The organism is Pantoea sp. R102, assembly GCF_004916815.1.
Lineage (GTDB): Bacteria > Pseudomonadota > Gammaproteobacteria > Enterobacterales > Enterobacteriaceae > Pantoea > Pantoea dispersa.
Window position 1 is genome coordinate 1 of record NZ_SDFT01000041.1, and the last position, 18,862, is coordinate 18,862.

Annotated in this window: 20 protein-coding genes and 1 pseudogene; 10 read left to right on the forward strand and 11 right to left on the reverse strand. The window is 55.5% G+C overall.

The genetic code is table 11. The features are described from left to right. From ERD80_RS05115 to ERD80_RS22980, 4 genes and pseudogenes are all read left to right on the forward strand, one after another. Positions 1–616 (forward strand): annotated as a pseudogene (locus ERD80_RS05115) (hypothetical protein); the annotation flags it as partial. Between the two features lie 446 nt (positions 617–1,062). After that, positions 1,063–1,275, forward strand: coding sequence for a cold-shock protein (locus tag ERD80_RS05120; RefSeq protein ID WP_021510003.1), 213 nt, complete (start codon positions 1,063–1,065; stop codon positions 1,273–1,275). 20 nt (positions 1,276–1,295) lie between these two features. Then, positions 1,296–1,445 (forward strand): hypothetical protein, encoded by a 150-nt coding sequence (locus ERD80_RS22775; RefSeq protein ID WP_230857119.1) that lies wholly within the window; start codon positions 1,296–1,298, stop codon positions 1,443–1,445. 256 nt (positions 1,446–1,701) lie between these two features. Continuing rightward, positions 1,702–1,830, forward strand: coding sequence for a hypothetical protein (locus ERD80_RS22980; RefSeq protein WP_021510004.1), 129 nt, complete (start codon positions 1,702–1,704; stop codon positions 1,828–1,830). Positions 1,831–1,940: 110 nt separating this feature from the next. On the opposite strand, the gene ERD80_RS05125 is transcribed toward ERD80_RS22980, so the two are convergent. The 4 genes from ERD80_RS05125 to ERD80_RS05135 form a co-directional block, all read right to left on the reverse strand. Further along, the gene (locus ERD80_RS05125) at positions 1,941–2,501 is read right to left on the reverse strand and encodes a diguanylate cyclase (protein ID WP_211145563.1); all 561 of its coding nucleotides are present in this window, start codon (positions 2,499–2,501) and stop codon (positions 1,941–1,943) included. A 177-nt stretch (positions 2,502–2,678) separates the two neighbouring features. Continuing rightward, positions 2,679–2,849 carry a hypothetical protein gene (locus ERD80_RS22410; protein WP_058774586.1) on the reverse strand — a complete coding sequence of 57 codons (171 nt, stop codon included), beginning with the start codon at positions 2,847–2,849 and terminating at the stop codon, positions 2,679–2,681. A gap of 69 nt (positions 2,850–2,918) precedes the next feature. Further along, positions 2,919–3,311 carry a NirD/YgiW/YdeI family stress tolerance protein gene (locus tag ERD80_RS05130; protein WP_058757753.1) on the reverse strand — a complete coding sequence of 131 codons (393 nt, stop codon included), beginning with the start codon at positions 3,309–3,311 and terminating at the stop codon, positions 2,919–2,921. Positions 3,312–3,386: 75 nt separating this feature from the next. Further along, on the reverse strand, positions 3,387–3,617 hold the full coding sequence (locus ERD80_RS05135; RefSeq protein ID WP_136545991.1) for a hypothetical protein: 231 nt from the start codon (positions 3,615–3,617) through the stop codon (positions 3,387–3,389). A 386-nt stretch (positions 3,618–4,003) separates the two neighbouring features. On the opposite strand from ERD80_RS05135, the gene ERD80_RS22415 reads away from it, so the two are divergent. After that, on the forward strand, positions 4,004–4,174 hold the full coding sequence (locus ERD80_RS22415) for a hypothetical protein (protein ID WP_165899336.1): 171 nt from the start codon (positions 4,004–4,006) through the stop codon (positions 4,172–4,174). A 43-nt stretch (positions 4,175–4,217) separates the two neighbouring features. Here the strand turns inward: ERD80_RS22415 and ERD80_RS05140 are convergent, their stop codons facing one another. Next, on the reverse strand, positions 4,218–4,979 hold the full coding sequence (locus ERD80_RS05140) for a hypothetical protein (RefSeq protein WP_136545993.1): 762 nt from the start codon (positions 4,977–4,979) through the stop codon (positions 4,218–4,220). 232 nt (positions 4,980–5,211) lie between these two features. Then, positions 5,212–5,943, reverse strand: a complete 732-nt coding sequence (locus ERD80_RS05145) for a class I SAM-dependent methyltransferase (RefSeq protein ID WP_058774587.1) — start codon at positions 5,941–5,943, stop codon at positions 5,212–5,214. Between the two features lie 251 nt (positions 5,944–6,194). Here ERD80_RS05145 and ERD80_RS05150 point away from each other — a divergent pair, with 251 nt between their 5' ends. Beyond that, complete coding sequence (locus ERD80_RS05150; protein ID WP_127834766.1) at positions 6,195–6,842, forward strand: metallophosphoesterase; 648 nt, start codon at positions 6,195–6,197, stop codon at positions 6,840–6,842. A gap of 6 nt (positions 6,843–6,848) precedes the next feature. Here the strand turns inward: ERD80_RS05150 and rsmF are convergent, their stop codons facing one another. The 3 genes from rsmF to yebS all read right to left on the reverse strand — a co-directional run bounded on the left by rsmF (position 6,849) and on the right by yebS (position 12,233). After that, the gene (gene rsmF, locus ERD80_RS05155; RefSeq protein WP_211145564.1) at positions 6,849–8,267 is read right to left on the reverse strand and encodes a 16S rRNA (cytosine(1407)-C(5))-methyltransferase RsmF; all 1,419 of its coding nucleotides are present in this window, start codon (positions 8,265–8,267) and stop codon (positions 6,849–6,851) included. A 119-nt stretch (positions 8,268–8,386) separates the two neighbouring features. Next, entirely contained in the window at positions 8,387–11,020 is a 2,634-nt protein-coding gene (locus ERD80_RS05160; protein WP_136545997.1) for a PqiB family protein, read from the reverse strand. After that, complete coding sequence (gene yebS, locus ERD80_RS05165) at positions 10,989–12,233, reverse strand: membrane integrity lipid transport subunit YebS (RefSeq protein WP_058771236.1); 1,245 nt, start codon at positions 12,231–12,233, stop codon at positions 10,989–10,991. Before yebS ends, ERD80_RS05160 begins: the two co-directional genes overlap by 32 nt. Positions 12,234–12,451: 218 nt before the next feature. On the opposite strand from yebS, the gene ERD80_RS05170 reads away from it, so the two are divergent. The 3 genes from ERD80_RS05170 to glk all read left to right on the forward strand — a co-directional run bounded on the left by ERD80_RS05170 (position 12,452) and on the right by glk (position 15,359). After that, a complete protein-coding gene (locus tag ERD80_RS05170) occupies positions 12,452–12,952 on the forward strand; it encodes a GAF domain-containing protein (protein ID WP_136545999.1) in 501 nt (166 codons plus the stop codon). A 96-nt stretch (positions 12,953–13,048) separates the two neighbouring features. Next, positions 13,049–14,239 carry an RNA chaperone ProQ gene (proQ, locus tag ERD80_RS05175; protein WP_136546001.1) on the forward strand — a complete coding sequence of 397 codons (1,191 nt, stop codon included), beginning with the start codon at positions 13,049–13,051 and terminating at the stop codon, positions 14,237–14,239. Positions 14,240–14,393: 154 nt separating this feature from the next. Beyond that, positions 14,394–15,359, forward strand: coding sequence for a glucokinase (gene glk, locus ERD80_RS05180; RefSeq protein WP_136546003.1), 966 nt, complete (start codon positions 14,394–14,396; stop codon positions 15,357–15,359). Positions 15,360–15,394: 35 nt separating this feature from the next. Here the strand turns inward: glk and ERD80_RS05185 are convergent, their stop codons facing one another. Next, positions 15,395–16,123 carry a LytTR family DNA-binding domain-containing protein gene (locus tag ERD80_RS05185; protein ID WP_021508252.1) on the reverse strand — a complete coding sequence of 243 codons (729 nt, stop codon included), beginning with the start codon at positions 16,121–16,123 and terminating at the stop codon, positions 15,395–15,397. Beyond that, a complete protein-coding gene (locus ERD80_RS05190; RefSeq protein ID WP_136546134.1) occupies positions 16,120–17,811 on the reverse strand; it encodes a sensor histidine kinase in 1,692 nt (563 codons plus the stop codon). The genes ERD80_RS05185 and ERD80_RS05190 overlap by 4 nt, the downstream gene beginning before the upstream one ends. 448 nt (positions 17,812–18,259) lie before the next feature. Here ERD80_RS05190 and ERD80_RS05195 point away from each other — a divergent pair, with 448 nt between their 5' ends. Further along, positions 18,260–18,784: a GNAT family N-acetyltransferase gene (locus ERD80_RS05195; RefSeq protein WP_031280018.1), complete on the forward strand. Its 525-nt coding sequence runs from the start codon at positions 18,260–18,262 to the stop codon at positions 18,782–18,784. Positions 18,785–18,862: the final 78 nt, after the last annotated feature.

The window sequence follows — 18,862 nt, forward strand, 5'->3', positions numbered from 1 at the left end:
CCATATATATATTTATCTTCTTAAGATTAGTATAATCCAGATTAGTTCTCCTTCTCGATCATTTAAAAACAAGATGCTGGATATTTTCAGGTTTGCTCATGATAAAGCTTGTTTCTTTGCTGTTAGAGAATTAATTGTTGCGGCTGAGTTTTTTGAAAAAGGGACGGATTTTAAATTTTTTAATAAAATACACAAAAATTCAAAAAATATTTGGCAAGCTCTTAGAGGCATGACTTGGGATCTTGTTCATTATAGGTACTTAGAGCAAGCAATAACTTTTAATATGGGAAATGGTGAAAGGTATTTCTTCCCGGGCTTGCTTACCTGTGATAAGGGGTTCATTGAGGTTATGGAGCTTACTTCTTTAAAAGCAGTGGCTTTCAATTCTAATGGAGGGCCACCAATTCCTTTCTTTCACTCTAAAGACATGGAGAAAATTACTGCAAATATACCAGAATTGTATAATTTTCATAGTAAACTGAGCACTAAAGAAAATGTTGAAAAAAGAGAAAGTATGCGTAACTCGATAGACTACAACTTAACTTCACTTGTCATTGAACTGGAGACAGAACTGGCAACTGTTTCAAATGTTGCTTGTCCAAAGTATCTTACCTAAGATTGCCTGGGCCATAACATCGCCTCAATTGAAGGTAACTGCTTTATTTTCAACAATAATATAACATTTGAATTTTCTCACCACAGCTCTTATTTGTCATGGCCGTGTTAAACAGTGAAAAATAAAAGTTTTCTAAATCTGATGCTTTTTAGCTGGAATAAAGGTGACCAAATCTAACCACTTAAAATTTTAAACGCGGTGCAGTCACCGCTTCGTCACACCAGAAATTTATCAATAAAATTTATTACCCCTTGTGTTAATCCGCCAGACGTGCGTTAATGCGTCTCCGGTCTGATAAGCAGACAGTCCCATAGTTAGTTCGTTTTGTATCTCTCATCTGTGTTAGTGCCTTTCCTGTGCCTTTCTCTTTGAGTTTTATCTCAGGTTCTGATGTGTCGCTGCGGTTCAGCCTCTAATGCCATATGGCTCATTATCAAGGTATAAACATGTCAAATAAAATGCTCGGTACAGTAAAATGGTTCAACGCTGAGAAAGGTTTCGGCTTCATTTCTCCGGAAGACGGCAGCAAAGACGTTTTCGTCCATTTCTCTGCCATTCAGGGAACTGACTTCCGCTCACTCGATGACGGTCAGAAAGTTGAATTCTCTGTAGAAAACGGCCCTAAAGGTCCGTCAGCTGTTAACGTTACAGGTCTCTGATTATTACAGTAATTAATGCTATGAGATGCCCACAATGTCAGGGCTCTCAATATCGCCAGTCCATTTTTGACAGGAACAGGCAAAATCCACTCGGCGCAAAATGTATTTTTTGTAAGTCGATTATGATTGCCATCGCCTCGTCGTTGTATGTGATGAAAGAAGCGAATTAATTCAGTTGTGTTATTCATGTGGCGAAATAAATTAATAACCACACCTGATGACTAACGCAGCGAGTACCCTATTATTGGTCACCTTCGGGTGGCCTTTTTTGTTTATCGCGTTAGCCGAGGGCAGGCGATAAGCAAAGCGTTAACCCATAACTAATTTACTTCTTACGCTTAATTCACAGATGCGTGATAAACCCGCCGGGCTGAAGGATAACGCAACTAAAATAGTTATTACCCAATGTGGGGTATGGAGGTGCTTATGTCAGAACGACCCGATGATGTCACTCCGCTGCCTGATGATGCGCAGGTGCCCGGCGAAGAGCCGCTTGATGACGATGATGATACCGGCACCGGATTGCCTGAAGACGATGGGCAAAAACCGATCTAATCGATAAACCTCCCGCGGGAGGTTTTTTTATCATGTGGGTATTGGCTGTGGTGGAATCAATAGCTTCCCCAATCATCCACATTTCCATTCAGCGCGGTGGTTTATGCTGTTCACGTTGAGGCGTTTTTCTTCGCGCGCCGGGTACGCAGATATTCTTCCAGATAAGGCAGCAGTTCAAACACCACGATTGCGCACAGTACGCCAATAATATAACCCTGCGGCAGCGGATCGGCACGTAGCGTAAGAGTAAACCGGGGCGTTTCATTGCCGGCCCCAAACAGCGCGAGAAATTGCGGCCAGTGACGGGAGATCACCAGTAGCAGCGCCATCAGCGGCACCATTTCGAGAAAACTGTGGATGTGTTGTTCGACCGGCGTCACTTTTCTGCTTTTCACCGCATAGCTGACGTCCCACAACGCAGTGGCTTCATGACAAAAAAACAGCACGATCATTAGCGCAATAATCAGCGCATTCACCTCAAGAAATAATGCCAGCAGCAGCGGAGTGCCCATCTCCAGAAACATTAAAATATGTATCCACGTCTCTTTAACGCCGGAGGTTTGCTCTATTTCGGTTGCGCGATGACAAAGCCAGTCGGCAAAACCAGCAATAAGCCAAACCGGTAAGACAAAATAGAGTAACAGCAACATCTGTGGATCAAGACTGTGCATCAGCATATCCTTTAGTTCAGCGTGATAACCAAGCATAGCCATGAAAATTTAATCAGGGTAATGGTGGTGGGTGTTAATTAAGCCAGACGTAAAAAAGCCGCCGGAAATAATACCCGGCGGCGATAAAGACGATAAATTTTCAGGACAGACCGTTATGAGCGCTGAAGCGGCTAACGGTCAGGCCTGCGGCTGACCTACCGGCCCTTTACTCATTGGACCGCCGGGCACCGGTTGTTCTGCAGGGACATTAGGGCGTCCGTCCGGACCAATTGGCCGTTCAGGTTGCTGACAGCCAGCCAGCGCGGTCAGGGTGGAGAGGATTAACAGACTGGCAAACAGGCTCTTCATGCGATGATTTCCTGCGAATGGGATGATAATGTCCGCCGCACACGCGACGGCGGACCGGACGATAACGCATTAAGGTTCTTCGATACGTGCAACATCCACACGGGTATTTTCGCCCCGGCCATACACTTTGCCGCTCACCCGGACCTGATCCTCGGCGTTATAGGTTTTGCCTTTGAAGGTATCGGCTGCAGCCTTAATGGTCACGGTGCCGGTGCTGTCGCGAAACTGATAATTATCACCGCTTAACTTTTTAACGATATAACCTTCCAGCGTGACATAGCCGCCCTGACGAAAATCCCGAATCTGTTCGATATGCGTCTGGCCGGTGTCTTCAGAACCTTTATAACCGGCGTCCTGTTGTTTCTGCGGCGGCGGGGTTTTACCGCCCTCAAAGCCGCCCTGTTCAGCGATAGCGCCCAGACTAAACACCATCAGCAGTGACGCCAGTACCGTTTTCTTCATCATAATCATTCCCTCTTGATTGCAACATTCCACAATGACTTAAGCCTGGCACAGGATCGCGCATCCCGGGAGCCGTTACGCTGAATCGTTATTTAACACGCTGGCCGGAATGTCGATGCGATCGCCCAGCGACCAGCGTTTTTGCCCCAGCACGCGCTGCGGCGTGGTGTCCGGTACGTTGAAATAGTAACCGGCGGCGCCGTTATCGTCGGGCTGCGCTTTAAACAGCGTGTCCGGACGGATGCCCATCTCATTGAGGTCGTCGTGGCTTAACGCAAGGTAGGTGGCTAATGCATACTGGCTCATGGCTTTCCTCCTGTCTTATGGGTACGTATTCAGTTAAGCATCGATTGGTATTTATGCCATCGGCTGCGCTTAATGCAGGCGGTGATGATTTGACGAACGCCAGATGCTGTTCTTGACTGAGTCGTACAGGCATTAAATTGAGGTCGCTACCATGACTGAGCTATTCCATATTATTTCCGTCGGTACCCTTGTTGCCGGACTTTATTTGCTCAATTAGCGCATTTATTAAGCGCAATAACATTGCGTGAGATAATACGCAAGTGACGTTGTCACATGTGATGCATTGTTATGCTGAGCGCAACACAGCGGATATTTGCAGCAGCCAGCCATAGCGAAAAATGGTATAACAGGGCGCATTGATTGATGGCCGCTTAACAGGATTTCGCATGGCAGCAAATACACACTATCTTCTCTGGGTAATGATTGGCACGCTCACCATTCTGAGCATTTTTATCGGCGCGATTGTCGGTCAGGCCAAAACGCCGCGCACCGGATTGCTGACCTTTGCCGGTTTGTTTGTCGGTTTTATGCTGGCGATCTTTTTAATCACGCGTTAACCGGGGATTCGTCATAGCCAACCTATGATTCTCTGCTGCGCCGTTACCAACCGCTGCCGTTGCGAATATGGCCCCAGCGCGGGGTGATATTCTGCTCAAGCTGATATATCAGCGCCAGAATCAGGTTGAGGTTATAGCGGGTCACCTCATTATGTTGCGTGATACAGGGTGATGACGATTCGATCAGATTGAAATTACTGTATTTTTCCAGCAGCCCGAGGTGCGGTAACACTTCCTGCTCGCGCTGATGATCGGCCAGAGCAGTAAACAGATAAATATTTTTCTGCGTCTGGCGATCGCGTCGCAGGGCATTGGGCAGGTATTTATTTAGCAACGCGACCGCAGCCGGGCTTATCTCTCCCATCATCGCTTTACCCACACTGGGCCAAATCTGGCTTGCATAGTCACCGAGAAAAAACTGCGGCACTGCAGTAATAATGTTTCTGATGTTGTGGCGGATACCGAAGTAGAGCGCGGCACTGCCGCCTTTCGACGCGCCGAGAATGGTCACGTCAGAAGGTTGGGTTAGCTCAATCACCGCCCGGATGAGCTGGCTGACGCCGTGCTCGATGTTGAACTGAAGATTGTTACACAGGTAATACGCTGGCAAACTGTTGAAATCGTCTTTGATCCATAACACGGCTGCGCGGGTGTGCTCCAGCAAAGTAAAATCATACACGGTAGGATCGGGCAGGTTAAACCCGGACATGACAATCAACAGATGCTGATTATCCAGACTGGCCGGTTTATAGCGATAGTGCACATCCAGGCCATCCAGATAGTTAAAGGTGTAGTCAGTGATCATGCGGGCTCCTGTGGGATTCAGCAGACAGAAGCGACACAAACGCAACGGGCATTAACAGCGTGCCAGATCAATAGTTGAGAATGATAGTTAATATCATTTAACTTGTTCGGAATAATCTTAAGCGTTACAGTAGATGCCGTCCTTTACAGAGCTAACACCTTGATTGAGTGCCGGAGATAAGCGCCGGGGGGAATTTTCACAGGGCTGCAGGATGCAGCCACTGCTGAAAACCTTACAGCGGCCTGCGCGCCGCCAGCAAAAACAGCATCGGACGCTCGCGCTCCTCGTCCAGCGCCGGATTCTCCGCTACCTGCTGTACATCCGGACCCCACTCATCCAGCCGTTCAATCACCAGACCGGCGGCAATCAGCGCATTGATCCACGTTGCCAGCTTGCGGTGCTGCTTCTTCACGCCAGCGGCAAACCAGTTGCTGATCCGTTCCCCTTCCTGCTGATACTGATTGACTGGCCAGCTGCGCTGCCCGGCATCATCGATGAACCACTCCTGCTGACGCGGAGCGGTATAAATCGGATGCTCGCATGAAAACACCAGCGCGCCGCCGGGACGTAACGCATGAAAAATCGTGGCAAACAGGGCGTCGATATGGCTGAGATAGTGTAGCGCCAGCGAACTGTACACCACATCAAAAGTGCTGCTGAGCTGCAGGGTTTCGAGGTCAGCGCGCTGGTAAGTGATGCCTGGCCGATCGGTCATGGCAGCGGCCTGCGCCAGCATTTTTTCTGACACATCCAGCCCCAGCACTTCACGCGCGCCTTGCTGCTGCGCATAACGACAAAACCAGCCGTAGCCGCAGCCCAAATCCAGCACGCGCTGGTCACGCAGTTCAGGCAGCATTGCCCGCAGCGCGGGCCACTCGGGCGCGCCGTCCAGTCCGTTGACCGAACGCGGCAGGGTGGCGTAGCCAGCAAAAAAATCGGGGTTATCGTAGATATTCTGACTCATGGCGACTCCTTTCAATAAGACGCAAAGGAGTGTAAGCGTTTAGCGCGGTATGAAACACCGCTCAGCCAACAAAAAGCAGATGCACCAGGCGCGCGAGCGACTCCAGCAGCAGCAGACTGCCAATAAAAATCATCACGAGGATGCCAACAAACTGTTTCCGACTGCTCACGCTGATGCCTCCGCGGCTACCCCTCACCGGACTATACTTTATGCCGGGTTTACTAAACTTCCAGTCAACCGGGGCAGATTACATGTTTTATCAGACGCTGCGTGCAAATAACTGGCGCAATATTTGGGTGGTCGGTGATTTGCACGGCTGCCGCGCGCAGCTTGATGCGCAGCTGCTGCGGCAGGGCTTTGATCGGCAACAGGATCTGCTGCTATCGGTCGGGGATTTAATCGACCGCGGGCCGGACAGCCTCGGCTGTCTGCAACTGCTGGAAGAGCCGTGGTTCCGCTGCGTGCGCGGTAATCACGAGCAGATGGCGCTCGATGCGCTGCAGGGCGACGATCCGATGCTGTGGATGATGAACGGCGGGGACTGGTTCTGGCAGCTGAGCGGTGCGCGGCTGATTGCCGCGCGTCATGCGCTGAAGCGCTGTGCCGAACTGCCGCTGATATTACATCTGCAATTCGAGGAGCGCGTCATCGTCATTGCTCATGCCGACTATCCTGCCAGTGCCTATGCACTGGGACAGGATGTCGACTGGCATCAGGTCGTCTGGAGCCGCGACCGGCTCGCTCGCCATCAGCGCGGCCGCTCGCAGCCGATCGCCGGCGCCAGTGCGTTCTACTTTGGCCATACGCCGCTGGAGCAGCCGCTTAACGCCGCGAATCAGCATTACATTGATACCGGCGCGGTATTTGGCAACCGGCTGACGCTGGTGCAATTGCAGTAATGGTTGTTAACGGAACAGCCGGCCGTCGCGCACCAGTTCACGCGGATAGCTGTTTTTGATGCGGCTTCCGACGCGTTTCGCCAGGCCCAGCGGCTGCTGCTGGTAAGTGACAATCACCTCATCGCGCACGGGCGGCGTGTCGGGATGAATATCCTGACCGCGATACCAGCTTTCCGCCTGCGCTTCGTCCAGTTCGAACGCCAGCGCGCTGTCCGGTTGCGCCAGCGCCACCACCGCTTCATGCTGCCAGCGAAAACCTTTCGGGAAGGTTTCTGCCAGTTTGAGACCGATACGCGAGAAACGCACTTTGCTGAGCCAGCTCTCCAGCGCCGCCGGGAACAGCCACAGCTCTTTGTCGCGCTGCCACAGTGTCAGGCTCTCATCCCAGTGCAGTCCCACCTTGTGCGCGGCCTGCGCCACCTCCGCCACCAGCTTGCGGCTGGCGGGCGAGAAGGGCAGCTTGCCGAGTTTGTAGGTCGGCGCTGGCAATGGCGGCACGCTGGCAGTTTTGCGCAGCCGCGCGACGAAAAAGCCTTCGCTGTCGAAGATATGCGGAAACACGTGCAGGAAGCCTTCCGGCGTCAGCGCGCGTTCGGCGCCAGCGAACAGATCGTTGAGCGGCACAATTTCCAGCGCCTGCGGATAGCGCTGCTGCAGCCAGGCAATCACCTGCTGGTTTTCGATGGTATTGAGCGTACAGGTCGAGTAAATCAGCGTGCCGCCCGGTTGCAGCGCGTGAAAAGCGCTGTCGAGTAAATCGCGCTGGGTGGCGGCGATGGCCTCGGTGCTGGCCAGCGTCCAGTTGCGCAGCGCGTCAGCATCTTTCCGTACCACGCCTTCGCCGGAGCAGGGCGCATCCAGCAGTATGGCATCGAACTGTTCCGGCAGCGCGGCACCAAAGACGCGCCCGTCAAAATGGGTCAGCGCCACATTGCTGACGCCGCAGCGGCTGATATTGGCATGCAGCACTTTCACCCGGCTGGCGGAGTATTCATTGGCGAGGATCGCGCCCTGATTGCGCATCAGCGCGGCCATCTGCGTGGTTTTAGAGCCCGGCGCAGCGGCCACGTCCATCACCTGGCGGGCATCCGGCGCGGCGTCAAACAGCGCGCTGACCGGCAGCATTGAGCTGGCTTCCTGAATATAGAACAGACCGCTGAGGTGTTCCGCGACGCTGCCGAGCGGCAGCGATTCGTCATCACGCGCAATCCAGAAGCCTTCCCGACACCACGGAATCGGCGTCAGCTGCCAGTCATAGCCCGCCACGCGCGTGAGAAAATCCTCCACGCTGATTTTCAGCGTATTGACGCGCAGACTGCGGCGCAGCGGCTGCTGACTGATGGCGAGAAAGCGTTCGAGTTCGGCCTCGTCGGCCAGGCTGGCGCGCATCAGCGCGAGAAAATCTTCAGGAAAACGATCGGACACGGATATCTACCGGACTAACAAAGTGAGGGCGAAGTGTAACGCCGAGCCCGGCTCAGGTACAGCCGTGCGCAATATCCCTGGCGCAAATAAGTCGGGCAGCCCGCAGGCTGCCCGTTGTCTTAGTTTGGCGACGGAATCGCCGTGCCCCAGTTGCGCCACTCTTTTGGCGCTTCATCCTGCAGCAGGAAGTGCTTGTCGGCACCGGCCTGTGGCGCCAGCGGCACCGTCGGTGGTGTGGCAAACTGGATGCCGCCGCGAATGAACTGCTGGAAGGTGCCGGTTTTCACCACGCCGCCAATCAGGCCAAAGTCGAGGTTATAACCGGAGGCCAGCCAGAACACCGAGTTGTTACGCACCAGATGCTGATACTTTTTGCTGATGCGCAGTGCGATTTGCACGCGGTCGGCCATGTTACCCAGCGAAGTGCCGGTTACCGTGCCGACTTCTACACCGCGGAACAGCACAGGCGTGCCAATCGACAGCGAACCGGCTTCGGTGGTATCCACATAGATATTCAGCCCGTTAAGGTAACGCGAGTCGGTAATGGTGCTCTCCTGCAGTTCAAAGCTGCGCGCCAGCGCGCCTTTGCCCGGATCCACGTTCACATACGGCTGCAGCAACGTTTCCAGGTGATTGACGCCGGCGGGCGAAATCTCCGGCGAGACAACAGAGAAGCGGCTGCCGATGCGCGCGAAGTCCTGCACATACTCCGGATAGAGCACCGCTTTCGCCACCACCTGGTTGTTATCCTGGCTCAGCGCCAGCGACTCCACCTGACCGACGTTGATACCGAGGTAGCGGATTGGCATGCCGGCCGACAGTTTGCTGGCATCAAAGGTGTGCAGGGTAATCTGGCTGCCGACCGCACGCGCGGCGGTTTCTGACGGATAGAGTACGCGCTTAACGCCTTTCGCCGCCTGCGCGCCCGTCAGGTTATCAAAGCTGATTGCGCCTTTCAGCGCGCGGTTCAGCGGTGAAGCCTGCACGGTCAGACCGCTGCCGTTGAGCTGGACTTTGGCACCGCCTTCGGCCCAGAACACGCTTTCGCTGGTCAGCAGCTTGCGATACTGCGGCTGGATATGGACCGAAATCTCAAACGCATCGGCGCGCGGCACCACATCCACCACTTCACCGACCTGGAACTTGCGGTACAGCACCACCGAGCCGGCCTGTACATCCGGCAGGCTGTTGGCGGTCAGTTTGAGCGTGGTCGGCGGCTGATCGCCGGTAATGCCTTCCGCCGCGCGCTCTGAGTCGGCGTACAGCGGATAGCGGCTGGACGGCTGACCTTTCGCACCCGGCACCAGCCGGATACCGCCGTCGACCCATTCGCGCGCGCTGGCGCCCAGCACCTGCATGCCGTCGAGGCCAAATTTAACGTCGAGACGGCTGTTAACAATGAACTTACTGTCGGCGTGCACCAGCTGGCGGTGCTCCGGATTGATGGCCGCCACAAAGCTGATGCCGTTTTCATCCAGCCGGCGCGAAATAACCTGACCGATCTTCACGCCATACAGCATCACCGGCTGTCCGGCGTCGATACCGTAGGTTTCCGGCGCGCTGAGCTGAACGGTGAGCACATCCGGCTTCTGCAACAGCGTTTCGCTGGCCGGCAGCACGCTGAAGTGATCCTGCGGCTCACCTTCGCCCGGGACCAGTTCCAGCGTATTGCCGGTCAGCAGGCTGCTCAGGCTGGTGTCGGTCAGGCTGAGTTTCGGTGCGCGCATCTCAATCCGCGTGCTGCTGCGCATCAGGCCGGTAACGGAGGGATCGATCGTCAGCTCGCCGGACACTTTACCGCCCGGCAGCAGCGTCAGTTTGGTCAGAGTGCCCACTTCCAGCCCCTGATACATCAGCGGTGTGCTGTCGGCTTTCAGGTTGTCGCCGTTGGGCAGATCGAGCGAAATCAGCACGCCGCGCTGGCTGTGTGCCAGATCCGAATAGAGCTGATAGTTTTGATCGCTATTGGCCTGTTCGCCGCTGTCCGGCGAGTCAAAGGCAATCGCGCCATTCACCAGCGCGGCCAGGCTCTCCAGCTTCACTTTGGCGCCGCTCAGGCTGACATCGGCGTCAACGCCCGACACATTCCAGAAGCGGCTCTGTTTTTTTACCAGGTTGGTAAAGCGCCGCTCAATCAGCACATCGATGGTCACGCCATCGGTATTACCGTTGATGCTGTAATCATAGACGCGGCCGACCGGAATTTTACGGTAATAGACCAGCGAACCGGTGTTGAGCGAGCCGAGATCGGGCGCGTGCAGATGAATCAGCAGTTCGCCGGTGTTTACCCGGTATTTCGGCTGGGTATCCAGCGCGGTGAAGTGATCGCGCTCTTTGCCGTCGCCGGGCATCATGCCGATGTAATTACCGCCCACCAGCGCATCCAGCCCGGAGACGCCCGCCAGCGAGGCTTTTGGCGTCACCAGCCAGAACTGGGTGTTCTCCCGCAGCGCATCGCGCATGTCGCTCTTGATGCTGGCTTTGATCTGAATGCTGCGGTAGTCATCGCTCAGCACAATGCCCTGCACGGTGCCCACTTCCACGCCCTGATAGCGAATCGGCGTGCGGCCCGGCACGATGCCGTCCGCGGTCTGGAAGTTGATGGTGATGGTGGTACCGCGCTCCTGATAATTGGTCCATAACAGCCAGCCGGCAATCAGCAGAGCGATAATGGGCAAAAGCCAGAACGGCGAAATCTTGCGTTTATTACGCAGATTAGCGCTAGTCGGTGTAGTCGGCGTTTCCTGTTGCATGTGCATCCCAGATCAGGCGGCTATCGAGCCACTCAACGGCCATAATGGTCAGGATGACTGCCGCGCCAAAGTAGAAGGCGGCAGGTCCCATGGTAAAAGCCAGCAGCTGGTCACGATTGACCAGCGACATGGTTAAAGCAATGACGAACAGATCCAGCATCGACCAGCGGCCCACCCAGGTGACGGCGCGCAGCAGACGGATGCGGGTTTTCAAACCCTGTTCACACTTAAAATGGATGCTGAGCAACAGCGTCAGCATCACTAACACCTTGGTAAATGGCACCAGAATACTGGCGATAAACACCACTGCCGCTACCGGCACGTTACCGGAGGCGAGGCCAAGAATACCGGAGAAAATGGTGTCTTCGCGCCGCGCACCGTTGACATACACCACCGAAATCGGCAGCAGGTTAGCCGGGATCAGCAGCACAATCGAGGCGATCAGCGCCGCCCAGGATTTTTGCAGGCTGTGGCGGCGGCGAAAATCGAGCGGCGTATGGCAGCGCGTACAGCGTCCGCGTTCATCGGGCATACCGGTATGGTGGCAGTTCAGGCAAACCTGCCACCGCTCGGGCGGTTCGTGCGGCACCGACTGCGGGTAATAATGTTCCCACAGCTCCTCCACGTTGAGATGAATCAGCGTCAGCAGGCTCATGATGGTCAGCGCGATATAGGCGACCAGCCCGTAGCCGACCTCCAGCGCGGCATAATCCTGCACCTTAATCGATGCCACCGCCACGCCGACCAGATAGATATCCAGCATCACCCACTCTTTGAGTTTCTCCAGCATCAGCAGGACCGGACGCAGGTTCATGCCGAGCGCGTGGCCAATCCACAAATAGCAGATGCCGGCCACCAGCGTCACCGGCGCGCCAATGGTGCAAAACGCCACCATGGCGGCCGTCAATACGTTGCCCTGTTGCGCCATCTGCAGCACGCCCTCCAGCAGGCTGGCGTTGATGCGCATGCCAAGCAGGCGGATATCCACCAGCGGCAGGCTGAAGGCGAACGGCATCAGTACGATCATCGTGACGGCCATGGCGGTGAGCCGCGTCATTGACCAGTCGCGACCGTTCTGAATACGGGCATGACAGCGCGGGCAATAAGCCGACTGATGCGATTTCACATCCGGTAAGGAAAAAAGGGTATCGCATTGCGGGCAACGCTGATAACGTGCGTGGGGCAACGTCTGGCTGATGGCGTGAATTTTCATAAATGACGCAAGGGGCCCATTGTTCGTTACAGTTACCGGCATACGGAGCAGAGCACGTCTGTCTGCATCAATCTATGGTACGAGAATAGTCTCAAGCATAGCGTGCTAAGGGTATAGTAACTAACACAATGATTCACCTTGTGGGGTTGGATTATTAGTGCTTATTTTAACAACTGAGTGACAACAAGGTCACGCCAGTGATGAGTTATGGTTAAACAATGAACAAAAAAGCCTTTTACGAGGATTTAAATCGCGATGTCCGCGCACTGTTAGCGGGCGAAACTTCTTTCCTGGCGGCGCTGGGCAACTGCAGTGCGCTGCTGTTTGAACGCCTGGAAGGGGTTAACTGGGCAGGCTTCTATCTGCTGACCGAGCCGGAGACGCTGGTGCTGGGGCCGTTCCAGGGCAAAATCGCCTGCGTACGCATTCCGGTGGGTAAAGGCGTATGTGGCACCGCGGTTGCGGAGGATAGCGTGCAGCGGGTTGAAGACGTACACGCTTTCCCGGGGCACATTGCCTGCGACGCCGCCAGTAACGCGGAAATCGTGATTCCTCTGAAAGTGAATGGCACGATGGTCGGTGTTCTCGACATCGACAGTACGGTTTATTCTCGCTTCGATAGCGAGGATGAAGCGGGGCTGTTAGCCCTTACCGACGGGCTTTGTGCAGTGCTGGCGAACAGCGACATTGAAAAATTTCTTCAGCTGACGCGCAGCTAATCGACTGGATCACATAGCATTTGGCGATGTTGTCATTATAATGTCGCCTGTTCATGCCTGCTCTGGTCGGCAAACCCGTTGTAATCAGGAAATTTCATGGAAAATCAACCTAAGTTGAACAGCAGTAAAGAAGTCATCGCCTTTCTGGCGCAGCGTTTTCCGCACTGCTTTAGCGCCGAAGGTGAAGCGCGTCCGCTCAAAATCGGTATCTTTCAGGATCTGGTGGAGCGCGTTCAGGGCGAAAACAGCCTGAGCAAGACGCAACTGCGTTCGGCCTTACGCCTTTATACCTCAAGCTGGCGTTATCTTTACGGCATTAAAGCCGGTGCCACCCGTGTCGATCTCGACGGCAACGCCTGTGGCGTGCTGGATGAGCAGCAACCGGGCTTCGTCGGCACCTACGCCGCCAGCGGCAGCCGCGAAACCGTGCGCGCGGCAATTGAAGACACCGATGTCACCCTGTGCGTCGGCGTGCGTTTTACCGACACCCTGACCGCCGGGTTTACCCAGCAGCTGTCGGCGCAGCGGGTGATTGATCTGCAGCCGTTTCATGCCAGCGTCGCCGGAGAAACCTTCGCACCGCTGAGCATGGCGCAGGCGCTGGCCGAGCTGCTGCCGGTTTATCAGCGCCACTGCGCGCACTGGGCTACGGGCGTGGCCGACATGCCGGACGATGCACCGCCCGCTGCTGCTGCCGTAATCAGTCAGCAGGCTTTCTGGCAGGCGATGCAGCGTTTCCTGCAGCCCGGTGATATTATCCTTGCCGATCAGGGCACGGCGGCGTTTGGCGCTGCCGCGCTACGTTTACCGCATGATGCGCAGCTGCTGGTACAACCTTTATGGGGTTCCATTGGCTATACTTTACCCGCCACCTTTGGTGCCCAGACGGCGCAGCCCGACCGCCGCGTCATTCTGATCATCGGCGATGGATCGGCGCAGCTGACCATTCAGGAACTGGGATCGATCCAGCGCGACGGCTTAAGCCCGATCATTTTTCTGCTGAATAATGAGGGATACACTGTCGAACGCGCGATCCATGGAGCGGAACAGCGCTACAACGACATCGCGCAGTGGAACTGGACCGCGCTGCCGCAGGCAATGAGCCTGAATTGTGCGGCTCAGAGCTGGCGCATCAGTGAAACGGCGCAACTCGATGCCGTGATGGCGCTGCTCAGTCAGGCGCGTTGCCTGTCACTGATTGAAGTGATGATGGAGAAACAGGATTTGCCGCCGCTGCTGCGCACCGTCACGGCGGCGCTGCACCAGCGCAATAGCCACAAAGTTTAGGACAGTTGCCTCTGTACAGTTGGGCTGGCGACAGTCAGGCTGTGCGTCGCACTGAATGACCAACGCTCATCGTGCAAGGTGAGCGTTGTTGTTTTATTGGCAGGCTTTTATAGTGTCCTGCACTTGTTTATGACCCAAGCGGAGCAGCAGAAGAATGACAAAATACGCCCTGGTCGGCGATGTGGGCGGCACTAACGCTCGTCTCGCCTTGTGTGAGGTGGAGACCGGCGCCATCTCCCAGGCCAAAACATTCTCAACATCAGACTACGACAACCTTGAAGCAGTTATCCGTCACTATCTGGATGAGCAAAAACAGGAAATTACCGACGGCTGCATCGCCATCGCCTGTCCGATCACCGGCGACTGGGTGGAGATGACCAACCATGACTGGGCTTTCTCAACGCGTCAGATGAAGGAAAGTCTGGGCTTTACTACGCTGGAAATCATCAACGATTTCACCGCGGTTTCCATGGCGATTCCGATGCTGACGGCGCAGGACGTACTGCAGTTCGGCGGCAAATCGCCGGTGCAGGATAAACCGATTGCCATTTACGGTGCTGGCACCGGGCTCGGCGTCAGCCATCTGGTGCACGTTGATAAGCGCTGGGTCAGCCTGCCGGGCGAGGGCGGTCACGTTGACTTCGCGCCAAACAGCGAAGAAGAGGACGCGATTCTCGAAGTGCTGCGCGCCGAACTGGGTCACGTTTCTGCCGAGCGCGTGCTGTCGGGTTCCGGACTGGTTAACCTGTATCGCGCGATTGTGAAATCCGATCAGCGCGAGCCGGAAAACCTCAAGCCAAAAGATGTCACCGAGCGGGCACTGCAGGATAGCTGCATTGACTGCCGCCGCGCGCTGACGCTGTTCTGCGTCATCATGGGACGGTTTGGCGGCAACCTGGCGCTGAACCTCGGCACCTTTGGCGGCGTGTACATTGCCGGTGGCATCGTGCCGCGCTTCCTCGAGTTCTTTAAAGCGTCCGGCTTCCGCGCGGCATTTGAAGACAAAGGTCGCTTCCGCGATTATCTCGTCGATATTCCTGTTTACATGATTACTCACGACCAGCCGGGCCTGCTGGGTGCCGGTGCCCATCTGCGCCAGGCGCTGGGGCGCGTGCTGTAATCTGACGGGCGAACGGCTTCCCGTGCCGTTCGCCTTCAAAGATGCATCAGCTGGCGAAACGCCTTCACCTTGCTGCGACTCACCGGCACCTGCGCATCCATATCGCGCAACTTCACCAGATAGGTGTTGTTAAACCACGGTTCGATCTCGCCAATTTTGCTCAGATTAACGCAGTAGGAACGGTGGCAGCGAAAGAACATCGACTCAGGCAAACGGCTGCAAAACTCGCTGATCGCCATCGACATCACATAGGCTTCGCGCCGCGTGTAGACAAACGTCAGCTTCTCATGTGCTTCAACGTAATAGATATCGTTGATATCGGTCACGATAATGCGCTCATCTTTAACTAAATTCACCGTTTGCGGCGCGCTGGCTGCCGGATTGTGCTGCTGCGCCTGCTGCTGTTGTGCGCTGGCCTCCAGCTTGTTCAGCATGGTGATGATGCGCGACTCGTGATACGGCTTGAGGATGTAGTCAAACGCCTGCAGTTCGAAGGCCTCGACCGCGTGCTCTTTCCACGCGGTGATAAACACAATCAGCGGCTTATGGATAAACTGGTTGATGTTCTGCGCCAGCAACATGCCGTCAAGCGACGGGATGTTGATATCGAGAAAAATCACGTCCACACGATGAGTCTGCAGATACTTCAGCACTTCCAGCCCATCATCAAAGCAGGCTTCGATGCTGATCTGGCTATGCTGCTGGATCATCCAGCTTAGCTCCTGCTGCGCCAGGAATTCGTCTTCGACAATAATGGCTTTCACGCTGAGGTTTCCGCTAACGGGGTGAGCGGGCCGGACAGCCGCTGACCACTTTTGCTGAGGGTAAAGGCGATTTCCGTACCGGGCTGATGACGGGTGATGGTTAAGCCGTGGCCGGACAGCAGTTTCACCCGGTGATGCACATTCAGCAGGCCAATTTTATTGCCCGGCATTTCGTTGCGCCCTACCCGGCTGACCACCTCTTCGCTGATGCCGGCACCGGTATCGCGCACCGCCACGCGCACGCGATCGCCCAGATCTTTCACGCTCAGCGTGACCACGCCTTTGCCGCGACAGGGCTGAATACCGTGCACGATGGCATTCTCTACCAGCGGCTGGATCAGCAGGCTGGGCAGCGAAAAGTGCAGATCTTCATCGATGTCGTAAATCATCGACAGCTTGTCGCCAAACCGTGCCTGCTCAATGGCGATGTAATCTTTCACCTGCCACAGCTCTTTTTTGATGTCGATGGGTTCATCGTCGTTGAGTTCCAGGTTGTAACGCAGGTAGCGCGACAGATTAATCACCAGCTGGCGCGCCGTGTCCGGATTCAGGCGAATCGATGAGGAGATGGCATTCAGCGCGTTAAACAGGAAGTGCGGGTTGATTTTGCTTTGCAGCGCGCGCAGTTCCGCTTTATTGGCCATCTCGCGCAGCTGCTCGGCACGCGAGACTTCCAGCTGCGTCGAGATGATTTGCGACAGACCGACCGCCATCTCTTTCAGTGAACCAGTAATACGATGGGCGCGGCGATAGTAGATTTTCAGCGTGCCGGTCACTTCCCCTTTTTCCCAAAGGGGAATCACCAGCATCGAGTGAATATCTTTGGTGCGGTGTGCCTCATCATTATTCTTAATGATAATTTTACCGCTGGCGATCGCCTGCGCGGTGGTCGGACTGATGCCGTCGTCGCCGTTGTGGTAGTTCTGCTCGCCGTAGCCGACGTAAGCCAGAATCTGTTTGGTGTTAGTGATCGCCACCGCATCGGCATGGATGTCGCTGCGAATGATGGCGCACACTTTGCGCAGCGAGTCGCTATTAACCTGACGAAACAGCGGCAGGGTTTTGTTGGCAATCTCCAGCGCCAGCTTGGCCTGACGCGCGGCAATCGCCTCCTTTTCCCCTTCGACGCTCTGCACCAGCAGCACAATCAAACCAATGCTCGACGCGCCGAGAATCATCGGCAGCGCAATTTCCGACACGATGGTTAAACCGAGTGACATCGGTTTCGCCCACAGCACGATCAGCAGCATGGTCAGGCTTTCACACAGCATGCCGCCGAGGATGCCGGCGCGCCAGCGCTGCTCTTTGCTGACGAAGCGGTTGATGGCACCGGCGGCGATACCGGCGATGATGCTGGTAATCAGACAGGGCACCGAGGTGATGCCGTCGATATCAATCAGGAAGCGGTGCACGCCGGCAATCACGCCGGTTGCAATGCCGACCCACGGCCCGAACAGAATGCCGCCCGCCATGACCGCAATCACCCGGACGTTGAGCAGTGAGCCGTCAACGTTGATGCCGGACCAGGTGCTGAACAGCGCAAACAGCGAGAAGATGGCGGTCACCACGGCTTTTTCGCCGATTGAGTGTTCATCTTTTTGCAGTAGCTGACGAAATACGCGGGTGCGGGTCAGGAAGAACAGGCAGATCAGCATCAGCGCGGCGCGGTCAAACACCGCCAGCAGCATGTCGAAATGGGAAGGCACGGTGTTCTCCGGAGCAGGCAAGGTTGCGGACATGATAAAAAATGTGATCGCGATCCGCCAGCGTCCCGGCAAGCTGCAGACGTTTCTCATAGCCTGGATCAATTTTTAAGGTGCGCGCTGCCGGTGCGCATCAATGCGCACCCTACAGGACCGCAGATGCATTGCAGGGGCGCCATTTATGGCGACCAGATTGGAAGATGCGCGCCGTGTAAAATTGGCCACTGACACACCGTAGGGGCGCCATTTATGGCGACCAGATCCGCCCGTAACACCCGTCCCTGAAAGGAAGCAAGGCAGATTATCCGCTATGAAACCTGAAAAGAGGAAATCCCGAGTGCCAAAAAGAGGATTGCTCAAAGCGTGCAGCGGTCACTGGTTGTCACGGATGCGGTTTGCTATGTTGCCGTAAGCACAACAGCGGAGCGTGGCCATGCAATTACTCACCCCTCGTTTGTCCCTCAGCCGGTTACAGCCGGAAGACTGGCAGATTTTCAAAGCGGTCCATGAAGATGCCGCGACCATGACCTGGGTGAGCGAGATCCCCGATGAAAACGATATCCGCCAGCGCTTTAACGAGCGGCTGGCACCGTGGCAACCCAGCAGTTTTCACATGCTGTGCCTGGTGGCGCGCCTGCGCGACAGCGGTGAAGCGATTGGCCTGTTTGGCTGCAGCGCCGAGTGGCATCCGTATCGTCAGGCCGAAGTGGGTTACATGCTGCGCCACGCCTGTACCGGTCAGGGCTACGGCAGCGAAGCGTTGCAGGCGTTGTGCACGTTCCTGCTGCAGGCCGACTTCCATAAACTTAAAGCGCTGGTGATTGAGGGCAACTGGCCGTCGCGGCGCATTCTGGAAAAGAACGGTTTCGCGCTGGAAGGCACGCTGCGCGATAACTACCGCCTCAACGGCCAGTGGGTAAACGATTGGGTGTTTGGGCGCTTGAACGAAGCAGGCTAAGAAAATTTGCCGTCCCCCCTCGACAATATTGTTATCAGCGCGTTATGTTCTTGTTTCGGTCACGGCAGTGACCAGCGT

Bases quoted from the DNA above. Each gene is read 5' to 3' on its own strand.
- ERD80_RS22980 (WP_021510004.1), top strand. From the start codon at position 1,702: ATGTCAGAACGACCCGATGATGTCACTCCGCTGCCTGATGATGCGCAG.
- ERD80_RS05150 (WP_127834766.1), top strand. From the start codon at position 6,195: ATGTTTTATCAGACGCTGCGTGCAAATAACTGGCGCAATATTTGGGTG.
- ERD80_RS05140 (WP_136545993.1), bottom strand. From the start codon at position 4,979: ATGATCACTGACTACACCTTTAACTATCTGGATGGCCTGGATGTGCAC.
- ERD80_RS05170 (WP_136545999.1), top strand. From the start codon at position 12,452: ATGAACAAAAAAGCCTTTTACGAGGATTTAAATCGCGATGTCCGCGCA.
- ERD80_RS05130 (WP_058757753.1), bottom strand. From the start codon at position 3,311: ATGAAGAAAACGGTACTGGCGTCACTGCTGATGGTGTTTAGTCTGGGC.
- ERD80_RS05160 (WP_136545997.1), bottom strand. From the start codon at position 11,020: ATGCAACAGGAAACGCCGACTACACCGACTAGCGCTAATCTGCGTAAT.
- ERD80_RS22775 (WP_230857119.1), top strand. From the start codon at position 1,296: ATGAGATGCCCACAATGTCAGGGCTCTCAATATCGCCAGTCCATTTTT.
- ERD80_RS05120 (WP_021510003.1), top strand. From the start codon at position 1,063: ATGTCAAATAAAATGCTCGGTACAGTAAAATGGTTCAACGCTGAGAAA.
- ERD80_RS22410 (WP_058774586.1), bottom strand. From the start codon at position 2,849: ATGAAGAGCCTGTTTGCCAGTCTGTTAATCCTCTCCACCCTGACCGCG.
- ERD80_RS05125 (WP_211145563.1), bottom strand. From the start codon at position 2,501: ATGCACAGTCTTGATCCACAGATGTTGCTGTTACTCTATTTTGTCTTA.
- ERD80_RS05135 (WP_136545991.1), bottom strand. From the start codon at position 3,617: ATGAGCCAGTATGCATTAGCCACCTACCTTGCGTTAAGCCACGACGAC.
- ERD80_RS05145 (WP_058774587.1), bottom strand. From the start codon at position 5,943: ATGAGTCAGAATATCTACGATAACCCCGATTTTTTTGCTGGCTACGCC.
- glk (WP_136546003.1), top strand. From the start codon at position 14,394: ATGACAAAATACGCCCTGGTCGGCGATGTGGGCGGCACTAACGCTCGT.
- yebS (WP_058771236.1), bottom strand. From the start codon at position 12,233: ATGAAAATTCACGCCATCAGCCAGACGTTGCCCCACGCACGTTATCAG.
- ERD80_RS05195 (WP_031280018.1), top strand. From the start codon at position 18,260: ATGCAATTACTCACCCCTCGTTTGTCCCTCAGCCGGTTACAGCCGGAA.
- proQ (WP_136546001.1), top strand. From the start codon at position 13,049: ATGGAAAATCAACCTAAGTTGAACAGCAGTAAAGAAGTCATCGCCTTT.
- ERD80_RS22415 (WP_165899336.1), top strand. From the start codon at position 4,004: ATGGCAGCAAATACACACTATCTTCTCTGGGTAATGATTGGCACGCTC.
- ERD80_RS05190 (WP_136546134.1), bottom strand. From the start codon at position 17,811: ATGCTGCTGGCGGTGTTTGACCGCGCCGCGCTGATGCTGATCTGCCTG.